Below are 11,797 nucleotides of genomic sequence, written 5' to 3'. Positions count from 1 at the left end.
ATCGGATGCCGCGCGTCGCGGCATCCGATTCTGTTCACTCCCTCCGATTCCGGGAGTCGGTGGCGTCGCTCAGGACGCGAGCTCCCGCGCCGGCGGCGCACTGGCCGTCAGCGAGATGACGCCGTAGTCCCAGCCCTTGCGGCGGTAGACGACGCTCGGGTGATCGGTGCGCGCGTCGATGAAGAGGAAGAAGTCGTGGCCCACGAGCTCCATCCGGTCCACGGCCTCCTCGACCGTCATCCACTCGGCGTCGAAGTTCTTCGTGCGGATGACGACCGGGGTGTAGTCGTCCTCGCCCTCGTCGCCCACGGCGATCGGGATCTCGCCGGTCGCGACGGCACGCAGCGTCTCGACCGAGGCCGGCTGCAGATCGATGCCGGACAGCGCGCCGCTGCCCTTGTCCAGCTTGGCTCCCCGCGGGTGGTTACGGGCATCCACCCTCTTGTCCTTGGCACGCCGCAACTGCTCGGCGAGCTTGTCGACGGCCATGTCCAGCGCCGTGAACTTGTCGCCGTCGGTGGCCTCCGCACGCACCAGCGGGCCCTTGCCGGTGACGGTGAGCTCGACGGTCTCCTCCTCGCGACTGCCGTTGTGATAGGCGCGGTGAGTGACCTTGACGTCGAGCCGCTGCGCCCGCGGCGCCAGCGTTCCGATGCGAACGGACTTCTCTTCGGTGACGGTGCGGAAACGATCGGAGATGCTCACGCCCACGCCGACGATGCTAGTTTCCATCCTGACCTCCTTGTTCCGGGTCCGGCCGGTCAAGGGCGGACCCTGAGTTCGCCTTGGTCCCTCCCACGCTATCGGGGTGCCGCGCCCGTGTCACCTGCGAATCGCCGTCGCGATCCGTGAGCATCCGCGATGAATCCGGGCTCACCGGGCGTGTCGGGCCGTGGCGGCCACCGTCGCCGCTCCGACGACCCGCGCGCCGGCGTCGGTGAGGGCCCGCGCGGCCTCGCGCAGGGTCGCTCCCGTGGTGACGACGTCGTCGACGATCAGCACCGGAGCCCCCTCGACGCCGCGGGCGCACATCGTGCCCGCGACGTTCTGCGCACGGGCCGCCCTTCCCAGACCGCGCTGATCCGCCACCGCGCCGACCGTCCGCAGCGCCCGCAGCGGTCGGAGTCCGCCGCGGCGCGCGATCAGCCCCGCCACTTCGTGTCCGCGACGCCGGAACGCGGCCCGGGACGAGGGGACGGGAACCACCAGGACGTCCTCGACCGGGCCCCCGGCGGCGGCCTCCGCCGCGGCCGCGAGGGCGGCCCCGAGCGGTCGTGCGAGTGCGGTGCGGCCGTCTTCCTTGAGCGCGCGCAGGACACGCGCGGGCACGCCCGAGAACTCTCGCGCCGAGAAGACGGCCAGGCCCGCGTCGAGCCTGCCGCGACGGACGCGCGGAGCGAGCTCGTCGTGGCAGGCCGGGCACAGTCCGACGTCCGGGACGTCGCAGCCGGCGCACCGGATCGGCAGCAGCAGGCTCAGCGCCTCGGCACCCGCATCGCGGAGGACCGCGCCCAGCCCGCCCGGTGCTCGTGGGGATGCGCTCACGCCCCTCAGCCTCGCCGTCGCGTGCGCGCCGCGGGGCCCGGAGCGCACCATCGGGGGGATGCCGCGCGCCCGCGCTCCCCGGGGAGGAGCCGGCGCGGGATCAGCGGGGCGCGCCCTGCTGGATCGCGAGCACGCGGACGTCGCCGACCAGCTGCTGCCAGTTGGCGCCGCGCTGGGCGTACACCTCGCCGTCGGCATCCCGCACGCGCGCGCTGTCTTTCTGCCCGGCGACCGTCGTCGTGTCGCCCGGGGTGCGGCTCGCTGAGGCGAACCCGCCCACGGTGAGCGTCTCGAGGTACTGGTCCTCGCCGTCGCTCGTGAGCACCCCGAGCGTGCTGCCGTCGAGCCAGGTGAGGGCCGTCGCCGGTCCGGGCAGGGTGTCGAGCACCTTCTCGGGCGACTCGATCGAGGTCGGCACACCGTTGCGATCGCGCTGGATCCCCGCGCCCCAGATCGCGTAGCGGTCGCCGTCGCGGACCGCCGCGACCAGGCGCGTGCCGTCGCGGGACACGCGCTGCGCGAGGATCTGCGAGGCGCCCGACCACCCGCCGGCGACCGTGACGATCGTGCCGTCGGGGGCGTAGGCCCGCACGGCGCTCGGGGCGTCGGTGGGCACCGTCCAGATGTACCCCGACGGGTCGATCGAGGGCGCGATGAGGCCGGCGCGCTGGTCCAGCCGCTGGGTGGGCGCATCGGCGTGCACCGCGAGCACGGCGCCCGACACGTCGCGGACCGCGGCCGTCGTGCGATCCGCATTGACCTCGATGTCGGTCGTCGCGATGTCGAGGATCGCGTCGGACAGCCCGGCGATCGGTGTCACCGTCGAGCCCGACGCGAATCCGAAGGCCGCCTCCGTGCGGACGACCGGGTTGGAGGCGACGGCGGTCGAGCGCACGTCGACCTTCTGCGCCATCAGCGCCTGCCCTCCCGGCAGGATCATGTCGACACCGCTGATACCGGCCGTGCCGAGACTCGCCTCGAGTTGCGTCTGCATGCGGTCCAGCGCCACCTGGTCGAGGTTCCGCGCGCCGTCCTGCAGCGTCACCTGTGCGACGTTCGACTGCCGCGGCACCGAGGTCAGCTCCAGGCGGGCGCCGTCGGTGAAGGCGCTCACGACCGCACCGCGCAGCCACGGCGCCGGTGAGCCGTCGACCAGTCCCTCCGCGATGTTCGTGGCGGCGTAGTAGCGGGGGAACCACCGCACGTCGGGGACCAGGTAGGTCCACGTGGGGTCGAAGTACATGAGCGAGTATGCGTCGAACACCGTCGCGAACCGCGTCTGGTCGAGCACGATGCCGTCCGGCGCCTGCGTGATGCGCCACTGGCCGTCCGCCTGCTGCGCCAGTTTGAACGACAGGGGGATGTCGCCGTCGTCGGATGCCGGGGTCAGCTCGCCCGTGGCATCCACCGTCGCCACCGGCGCGACGCTCAGCACGAACTCCGCGGTGCCCGTCTGCTGCAGCGTCCGCTGCCCGGCCGCGTACACGGTGACACCGGCCTGCGGCTTCCACGTGCCCTTGAAGCTCGGCGCGAGGAACTGCTGGGCCGTCTCCCAGTTGTTGCTGGGACCGGTGCCGGCGGCGATGAAGCCCTCGACGATCTGCTGGGGCGTCGCATCCTGCACGGGCCCCTTGGGGATGAACGCGAAGTCGGCGGAGCCGTCGTCGTCGACGATGCGCACGCCCGGGTTGACCGGGCCCGAGGTCGGCAGGCCGGCGCACGCGACGAGCGCCGTCGAGAGCAGGGCGGCGAGGAGGGCGGCGGCGGCGCCGCGCAGGCGGATACGCATCATGGGCGACTCCCCCGGTCGAACACGGTGATCGGCTGCGTGAGACCGAGGTCGTCCAGCGAGACCCCGTCCTCGACGGGATCGACCGGGATCGGCGAGGCCCCGTCGAGCGGCTGGCCCTGACGCGGCAGCGTGAGCACGAAGTTCGTCCCGCGGCCGAGCTCGGACCAGACCGACAGGCTGCCGCCGTGCAGCTTGGCGTCGCCGAGCGCGATCGACAGGCCGAGGCCCGTGCCGCCGATGGTGCGCTTGCGCGACGGGTCGGCGCGCCAGAACCGATCGAACACCCGCTCCGCATCGGCCGCGCTCATCCCGAGACCGTAGTCGCGCACGCCGATCGCCACGGCCCGCTGATTGCTGTCCACCGTCACGACGATGGGGCGTCCCTCGCCGTGCTCGATCGCGTTGCCGAGGAGGTTGCGGACGACGCGGCGTACCCGCCGCGGATCCATCTCGACCGGCGAGTACCCGCCGGGGGCGACCAGCCGCACGTCGGTGCCGTGCTGCTCCGCGAGCTGCTGCATCGATGCGATGACGTCCTCCGCGAGGTGGGCCAGGCTCGTGGGCTCGTACTCGAGCTGCACGGAGCCGGCGTCGTATCGGCTGATCTCCAGGAGGTCGGTCAGCAGCGTCTCGAAGCGCTGCACCTGCGCGTGCAACAGCTCGGCGGCGCGGGCGGTCGTCGGATCGAAGCTCTCCCGCTGGTCGTTGAGCATGTCGCTGGCCAGACGGATGGTCGTCAGCGGGGTGCGCAGCTCGTGGGAGACGTCGGAGACGAAGCGCTGCTGGACGAGCGACAGCTCCGCCAGCTCCTTGATCTGCGCCTCGATGCTGTCGGCCATCGCGTTGAAGGACCGGCCCAGCGTCGCGAACTCGTCCTCGCCGCGAACCGGCAGCCGCACGGCCAGGTCGCCGGCGGCGAGCGTGGCGCTCGTCTCCGCCGCCTCGGCGATCGGCACCGTCACGGAGCGCAGGACGAACCACGAGATGGCGGCGATGAGGACGACCAGTCCCGCGCCGACCAACCAGAGCGTCACCTGCACGAACTGCAGGGTCTGCTGCTCGGGGGCGAAGTCATACGCGAAGTAGAACTCGTAGGCTCCGACCTCGGGGAACACGAGCTGCTGGCCGATCACGACGCCGGGCACCGTGCTGCCGTCGGACTCGGCGAGCCCGACCGACTGCCACCAGCGCTTCTCGGCATCCCCCTGCACGGCGCTGCGCAGCCCCGGCGTGATGAGACCGACGTTGAGGCCGCCCTTCTGGAAGTCCTGGGGCGCGATCGTCGACGGGGCGTCCGAGATGCGGAAGGCGGCGATCATGTCCGTGCCGGCCTGTCGTGCGATCGAGTCGGTCACGTTGTTCCACAGGGACTGGAGCGCGGCGCCGTCCCCGTCGATCTGCGCGGCGTTGAGGGTCTGCTGCGTGGACTGCGTCGCCCGCTGCACCGACTCCTGCACCTGCTGGACGCGCGACTCGAAGAGGTCGTTCTGGATCGCGAGGGCCATCGCGACGAACGCGATCAGGATCGCGAACGCCGTGGCGCCGATCGTGATGACGAGCGTCCGGAACCGCAGCGAACGCGTCCAGGCGTAGGCCACGCGACGCGGCCAGGTGCGCCAGTCGCGCCACCCGGTCATCGTCGGCACGGTCGCCGTCTGCGGCGTCATCGTGGGCCGATCAGACCACCGCGCCGGCGCGGTAGCCGACCCCGCGCACCGTCATGACGATCCGCGGGTTGTCGGGGTCGATCTCGACCTTGGCGCGCAGACGCTGCACGTGCACGTTCACGAGGCGCGTGTCCGCCTTGTAGTGGTAGCCCCACACCTGCTCGAGGAGCATCTCGCGGGAGAACACCTGCTGCGGCTTGGAGGCCAGCGCCACCAGCAGCTCGAACTCGAGCGGGGTGAGCGCGATCACCTCGTTCCCCCGGCGCACCTCGTGCGCGGCCACGTCGACGACGACGTCGCCGATGCGCAGGTCGTCGCCCGCCGGCTCGGCGGCGGGGCGCAGCCGCGTACGGATGCGCGCGACGAGCTCCTTCGGGTTGAACGGCTTGACGATGTAGTCGTCCGCGCCCGATTCGAGCCCGCGGACGACGTCGGCGGTGTCGGTGCGCGCGGTCAGCATGATGATCGGAACGCCCGACTCGGAGCGGATGCGCGTGCAGATCTCGATGCCGTCCATGCCGGGAAGCATGAGGTCGAGCAGCACGAGGTCGGGGCGCTCCTCGCGCCACACGTCGACGGCGACGGTGCCATCGGCGCAGAACAGCGGTTCGAAGCCCTCGGTGCGCAGCACGATGCCGATCATCTCGGCGAGCGCGACGTCGTCGTCGACAACGAGGATGCGGGAAGTCATATGGCCTGGTTCGTCCTTCGGGTGGGCCGGATGCCGCCGACGCGGCAGGGCGCAGGAACACAGTATCGGACGCTCCTGGGATGGCACCGAGTGCCGCGCAGACGATGACGGGTCCGGGACGCTGTCCCGGACCCGTCATCGTCGACGTCCCGCCGCGGCGACCGCTACTGCAGAGCGGGCAGCTTGTCGTCGCTGTTGAGGGCGCGGAACAGGAGCGCGGCCAACGCGCCGCCGACCAGCGGGGCCAGGAAGTACAGCCAGTAGGCGCCGATGTCGAAGATGCCCGTGATGGACAGCCCCAGCGCGACGGCCGGGTTGAAGCCGCCGCCGGAGATGCCTCCCACGGCCACGGCGCCGACGAAGACCGTCGAGCCGATCGCGAGACCGTAGAACGAGTTGTGGACGTTGGACTTGGTGGTCGCGACGTTGAGCACGACGTACACGAGCACGAAGGTCCAGAGCGCCTCGACGAGGAACGCGGGGCCGATCTCGATCTTGGCGGGCTCGTCCGCGACGGGCCAGAGCGCGAAGCTGACGGCCGCCGCGAGCGCTCCGGCCGCGAGCTGGGCGACGACGTACGAGACGAATCGCGTCAGGCTGATGGCGCCGCGCAGCCAGGCGCCGAGCGAGACCGCCGGGTTCAGGTGGGCGCCGGAGATGTGTCCGGTCGCGAACACCATGATCATGAGTGCGAAGCCGATGGCGAGGGGGGTCAGGGCGCTGCCGCTGTTGACGGCGCCGATGATGGCGAACACGAAGATGAACGTGCCGATGAACTCGGCGAGGGGGTTGCGCAACGAATCCTTCATGATGAGCTCCTGTGGTCATCGCCGGTCCCTTCCGGCTCAGCACGACCATAGTGCACTCCCAGCGCTTTCCCAGGCAGCCGCGCGAGAACTCCCTCCACGCCGAACCGGGCCCCCTCCGATCGGAGAGGGCCCGGCATCCGCGCAGCGCGGTCAGCGGTGCAGGTCGAACCGGTCCAGCTCGGTGACCTTGCCCCACGCGGCGGCGAAGTCGCGCACGAACTTCTCGGTGGCGTCGTCCGAGGCGTACACCTCGGCCAGCGCGCGCAGCTCGGAGTTCGAGCTGAACAGCAGGTCGACGCGGGTGCCGACGCCGACCTTCTCGCCGCTGCCGTCCTTCGTCCCGGCGAACGCGTGGGCTCCGGGATCCAGCGGCTTCCAGGTCGTGCCGAGATCGAGCAGCGTGACGAAGTAGTCGTTCGTCAGCACGCCGACGCGGTCGGTGAACACGCCGTAGGGCGAGCCGTCCCAGTTGGCCCCGAGCACGCGCAGACCGCCGACGAGGACCGTCATCTCCGGCGCCGTGAGGGTGAGCAGGTTCGCCTTGTCGAGGAGGTGGTACTCGGCGGGCATCGCCGCCAGCGGACCCTGGTAGTTGCGGAACCCGTCGGCCGCGGGCTCCAGGTAGCCGAAGGACTCGACGTCGGTCTGCTCCTGCGACGCGTCGGTGCGCCCCGCGTGGAACGGGATCTCCACCTCCACGCCCGCGTCGGCGGCCGCCTTCTCGACCGCCGCGTTGCCCGCGATGACGATCAGATCGGCGAGGGAGACCTCGATGCCCGCCTGTGCGGCGTCGGCCGCGATGCCCCCGAGCACGCCCAGGACGCGGTGCAGCTGCGCGGGGTTGTTGACCTCCCAGTCCTTCTGCGGGGCGAGGCGGATGCGGGCGCCGTTGACGCCGCCGCGCTTGTCGCTGCCGCGGAAGGAGGATGCCGCGGCCCACGTCGTGGCGACCAGCTCGGACACCGTGAGGCCGGAGGCGAGCACCCGAGCCTTGAGGTCGGCGACCTGGTCGGCCCCGAGCGGGGCGCCGGTCGGCGCCGGGACGGGGTCCTGCCACAGCAGTTCCTCGCCGGGGACCTCGGCGCCCAGGTAGCGGGCGACCGGACCCATGTCGCGATGCGTCAGCTTGAACCAGGCGCGCGCGAACGCGTCGGCGAAGGCGTCCGGGTCGTCCTTGAACCTGCGCGAGATCTTGTCGTAGGCGGGGTCCACGCGCAGCGCGAGGTCGCTGGTGAGCATGCGGGGCTCGCGCTTGCCGTCGCTGTGGGCGAGCGGCACCATGTCGGCGCCGTGGCCGCCCGTCGGCCGCCACTGGTGCGCGCCGGCCGGGCTCTTCATGAGCTCCCACTCGTACGCGTAGAGGATGTGGAAGAACTCGTTGTCCCACCGGGTCGGGTGGTAGGTCCACGTCACCTCGAGGCCCGACGTGATCGTGTCGTCGCCGCGGCCGGTGGCGTGGTTGTTCTTCCACCCGAGGCCCTGCATCTCCAGCCCCGCGGCCTCGGGGTTGTCCTCGAGGTTGGCGTCGGGGGCGGCGCCGTGCGTCTTGCCGAAGGTGTGGCCGCCGGCGATGAGGGCCACGGTCTCCTCGTCGTCCATCGCCATCCGGGCGAACGTCTCGCGGATGTCGCGGGCCGAGGCGAGCGGGTCGGGGTTGCCGTTGGGCCCCTCGGGGTTGACGTAGATGAGGCCCATCTGCACGGCCGCGAGAGGCTTCTCGAGCTCGCGGTCGCCCGAGTAGCGCTCGTCGCCGAGCCACGTGGTCTCGGGGCCCCAGTACACGTCGTCGTCCGGCTCCCACACGTCGTTGCGTCCGCCGGCGTAGCCGAAGGTGCGGAAGCCCATCGACTCCAGCGCGACGTTGCCGGCCAGGATCATGAGGTCGGCCCAGGAGATCGACTGCCCGTACTTCTTCTTGACGGGCCAGAGCAGGCGCCGGGCCTTGTCGAGGTTGACGTTGTCGGGCCAGCTGTTCAGCGGAGCGAAGCGCTGCTGTCCCGCTCCCCCGCCGCCGCGGCCGTCCGTCACGCGGTAGGTGCCGGCGGAGTGCCAGGCCATGCGGATCATGAGGGGCCCGTAGTGGCCGAAGTCGGCGGGCCACCAGTCCTGGCTCGTGGTGAGGAGCTCCGCGATGTCCGCCTTGACGGCGGCGAGGTCGAGCGACTCGAAGGCCGCCGCGTAGTCGAAGTCGTCATCCAGGGGGTTACGGACGCTCGGGTTCTTCGCGAGGATCTTGAGGTTGAGCTGGTTCGGCCACCACACCCGGTTCGCCGAGCCGCTGGTGGGATGCGGCTGCGCATGGATGACCGGGCAGGTCGCCGCCTCCTCCGCGCGCGCCTCGTCGGTGTCGCTGACGGTGAGGGACTGGTCGATCTCGGTCGCGTCAGCGCCGATACCGGCGGTGGTCGGGTCGTGGTCGGTCATGGTGTTCCTTCCGTTGGGGTGGGTCCGGCGGCGGCCGCGCACGAGGGGCAGAGCCCCCAGTACGTGACCTCCGCCGTGGTGAGGGTGAAGCCGTGCGCGTCGGACGGTTGCAGACAGGGCGCGGCGCCGATGGCGCAGTCCACATCGACGACCGTGCCGCAGGAGGTGCACACGAGATGGTGGTGGTTGTCGCGCACCCGCAGCTCGAACAGCATGGGGCGCCCCGCGGGCTCGATGCGGCGGACCAGCCCGGCGTCGACGAAGTCGCCCAGCGCGTTGTACACGGACTGGCGACTCGTCCGCGGCATCCGCTGGACGATTCGCAGGAAGACGTCGTCGGCGCTCGCGTGCGGCATGTCGCGCAGGGCGTCGTAGACGGCCGTCCGCGACTCGGTGACCTTGAGTCCGGCCGCCCGCAGCGCGGCCGGGGCCGCCGCCTCGCCGTGCGGGGTGTCGATCTCGGTCATGTCTCCACCCTACCCAATTTTGACAGAGTCAAAATTACTCACGGGTGATCCATAGGCCGTCGCGGCGGCGCTCCGAACGCCGCAACGCCGCCCCCGGTGGCGGGGACGGCGTTGCGAAGACGCGGAGGGCGCGGCTCAGTAGCGGTAGTGCTCGAGCTTGTAGGGACCCTCGACGGGCACGCCGATGTAGGCCGCCTGCTCGGGGGTCAGCTCCGTGAGCTCCACGCCCAGGGCGGCCAGGTGCAGGCGCGCGACCTTCTCGTCGAGGATCTTCGGCAGCACGTACACGCCGACGGGGTACAGCTCGGGCTTCGTGTACAGCTCGATCTGGGCGAGCACCTGGTTGGTGAACGACGCGCTCATGACGAACGAGGGATGCCCGGTCGCGTTGCCGAGGTTCATCAGGCGCCCCTCGCTCATCACCAGGATGCTGCGGGGCGCGCCGTCGGCGGCCGCCGGCAGCCGGTACTCGTGCACCTGAGGCTTGATCTCGATCTTCTCGACGCCCGGCAGCGCCTCCAGACCGGCCATGTCGATCTCGTCGTCGAAGTGGCCGACGTTGCCGACGATCGCGAGGTGCTTCAGCTTCGTGAGGTGCTCGACGGTCACGACACGGGTGTTGCCGGTGCCGGTGATGAGGATGTCGACGTCGCCGACGACGGACTCGAGCCGGGCGACCTGGAAGCCGTCCATCGCCGCCTGCAGCGCGCAGATCGGGTCGACCTCGCCGATGATGACGCGCGCGCCCTGACCCCGCAGGGCCTCGGCCGCGCCCTTGCCCACGTCGCCGTAGCCCACGACGAACGCGACCTTGCCGCCGATCAGCACGTCGGTGCCGCGGTTGAGCCCGTCGGGCAGCGAGTGACGGATGCCGTACTTGTTGTCGAACTTGCTCTTGGTGACCGAGTCGTTGACGTTGATGCCCGGGAACAGGAGCTTCCCGGCGGCGGCGAGTTCGTACAGGCGGTGCACGCCGGTCGTGGTCTCCTCGGTGACGCCGACGATCTGCGACGCCATGCGGGTGAAGCGCTGCGGGTCGCGGGCGAGGCTGGCGCGCAGCGTGTCGAGCACGATGCGGTACTCGAGGGAGTCGTTCTCGGATGCCGCGGGCACCGCGCCGGCCGCCTCGAACTCGACGCCCTTGTGCACGAGGAGCGTCGCGTCGCCGCCGTCGTCCAGGATGAGGTTGGGGCCGTCGAAGCCCTCCGCCGACCAGTCGAAGATGCGGTCGGCCAACTGCCAGTACTCCTCGAGCGTCTCGCCCTTGAACGCGAAGACGGGAACCCCGGCGGGCTCGTCCACGGTGCCCGTGGGGCCGACGGCGACCGCGGCGGCGGCCTCGTCCTGCGTGGAGAAGATGTTGCAGCTCGCCCAGCGCACCTGTGCTCCGAGCGCGACGAGCGTCTCGATGAGCACGGCGGTCTGCACGGTCATGTGCAGCGAGCCCGCGATGCGGGCGCCGGCGAGGGGCTGCGAGGGCCCGTACTCCTCGCGCAGTGCCATGAGCCCGGGCATCTCGTTCTCGGCGAGGCGGAGCTGGTGACGACCGGCCTCGGCGAGGCTCAGATCGGCGACGACGAAGTCGTGGAGGCGGGCGGGGGCGGCAGTGGTCGGCATCCGACCATTCTCGCATCCCACGCCCGGGGACGGCTGTGCGTCAGACCCGCAGCGTCTCGTGGCGCACGACGACCCAGCCCTTCGGCACGGACAGCCGATCGGTGTGGATCGCGCAGAGGTCGTGCGCGTGCGGGTCGGTCGCCGCGCCGAGGGGGCCGAGCGCCGCCATCTGGTCGCCGTAGTCGTAGGTCAGGGTCGTCACAGCCTCGCGGGCACAGCCCACCTTCGAGCACAGTCGGGTACGCATCGCCCTCACGGTACCCGTCCGCGGTGCTCCCCGAGCGGATGCCGCGCCGCCGCGGGGCGATCGGCCCGGCCGATCGGCGCACGCTGACCTAGACTCGGACCATGATGAGGCGGCGCGCGAGCAGTGCCCCGCGCGTGCGCGCCTCGCGCCACGGCCGCCACGGCCGCGAGGACCGCAGCCCCGTCGTCCGCCCGCCCCTGCCGGCGCAGGAGACCCGGGAGGAACGCTTCGACTTCATCGTGGGCACGGCGGCGGAGTTCCTGCGCAGCGCCTGGCCCGAGCTGCGCGACGTCGCCTTCGAGGTCGCGGCGATGCCTCCGGCGCCCGACGCCGACGGCATCCCGCGCTGGACGGTGTCGACGGGCGACCGGCGCATCGTGCTCTACCGGCTGCCGATCGAGCGTCTCGGGTCGCTGCACCGCGAGGACGACCTGCACCGGCGGATGGCGATCGAGAGCTGCGTCTTCCGTGCGGCCGCGGAGTACCTCGACCGCGATCCGTGGGACCTCGGCCCCGAGCGCTTCCGCTACTTCTGAGC

General features: G+C 71.4%; 11 protein-coding genes. 1 reads left to right on the top strand and 10 read right to left on the bottom strand.

Annotated features, from left to right (window positions below):
- Positions 1-69: 69 nt before the first annotated feature.
- From hpf to AC1Q49_RS08185, 10 genes are all read right to left on the bottom strand, one after another.
- Entirely contained in the window at positions 70-732 is a 663-nt protein-coding gene (gene hpf, locus AC1Q49_RS08230) for a ribosome hibernation-promoting factor, HPF/YfiA family (RefSeq protein ID WP_060960917.1), read from the bottom strand.
- A gap of 141 nt (positions 733-873) precedes the next feature.
- Positions 874-1,545 carry a ComF family protein gene (locus tag AC1Q49_RS08225; RefSeq protein ID WP_492491532.1) on the bottom strand — a complete coding sequence of 224 codons (672 nt, stop codon included), beginning with the start codon at positions 1,543-1,545 and terminating at the stop codon, positions 874-876.
- Between the two features lie 100 nt (positions 1,546-1,645).
- On the bottom strand, positions 1,646-3,337 hold the full coding sequence (locus tag AC1Q49_RS08220) for an LpqB family beta-propeller domain-containing protein (RefSeq protein ID WP_492491530.1): 1,692 nt from the start codon (positions 3,335-3,337) through the stop codon (positions 1,646-1,648).
- Complete coding sequence (gene mtrB, locus AC1Q49_RS08215; protein ID WP_492491529.1) at positions 3,334-5,004, bottom strand: MtrAB system histidine kinase MtrB; 1,671 nt, start codon at positions 5,002-5,004, stop codon at positions 3,334-3,336. Before mtrB ends, AC1Q49_RS08220 begins: the two co-directional genes overlap by 4 nt.
- Positions 5,005-5,014: 10 nt before the next feature.
- Positions 5,015-5,695, bottom strand: a complete 681-nt coding sequence (gene mtrA, locus AC1Q49_RS08210; protein ID WP_191008925.1) for an MtrAB system response regulator MtrA — start codon at positions 5,693-5,695, stop codon at positions 5,015-5,017.
- Between the two features lie 164 nt (positions 5,696-5,859).
- On the bottom strand, positions 5,860-6,504 hold the full coding sequence (locus AC1Q49_RS08205; protein WP_060960922.1) for an MIP/aquaporin family protein: 645 nt from the start codon (positions 6,502-6,504) through the stop codon (positions 5,860-5,862).
- A gap of 150 nt (positions 6,505-6,654) precedes the next feature.
- A complete protein-coding gene (katG, locus tag AC1Q49_RS08200; RefSeq protein WP_492491526.1) occupies positions 6,655-8,928 on the bottom strand; it encodes a catalase/peroxidase HPI in 2,274 nt (757 codons plus the stop codon).
- Complete coding sequence (locus AC1Q49_RS08195; RefSeq protein ID WP_101306702.1) at positions 8,925-9,395, bottom strand: Fur family transcriptional regulator; 471 nt, start codon at positions 9,393-9,395, stop codon at positions 8,925-8,927. Before AC1Q49_RS08195 ends, katG begins: the two co-directional genes overlap by 4 nt.
- A gap of 135 nt (positions 9,396-9,530) precedes the next feature.
- The gene (ahcY, locus tag AC1Q49_RS08190) at positions 9,531-11,012 is read right to left on the bottom strand and encodes an adenosylhomocysteinase (RefSeq protein WP_060960925.1); all 1,482 of its coding nucleotides are present in this window, start codon (positions 11,010-11,012) and stop codon (positions 9,531-9,533) included.
- A gap of 40 nt (positions 11,013-11,052) precedes the next feature.
- Complete coding sequence (locus tag AC1Q49_RS08185; protein ID WP_005048283.1) at positions 11,053-11,259, bottom strand: DUF3499 family protein; 207 nt, start codon at positions 11,257-11,259, stop codon at positions 11,053-11,055.
- A 101-nt stretch (positions 11,260-11,360) separates the two neighbouring features.
- Between AC1Q49_RS08185 and AC1Q49_RS08180 the strand changes: the two genes are divergently transcribed.
- Complete coding sequence (locus tag AC1Q49_RS08180) at positions 11,361-11,795, top strand: metallopeptidase family protein (protein ID WP_191008927.1); 435 nt, start codon at positions 11,361-11,363, stop codon at positions 11,793-11,795.
- Positions 11,796-11,797 lie beyond the last annotated feature (2 nt).

It is taken from the genome of Microbacterium sp. MPR-TSA4, from assembly GCF_058792815.1.
Note: the sequence above shows the minus strand (reverse complement) of the source record. Positions and strands in the feature narration are given on the sequence as shown.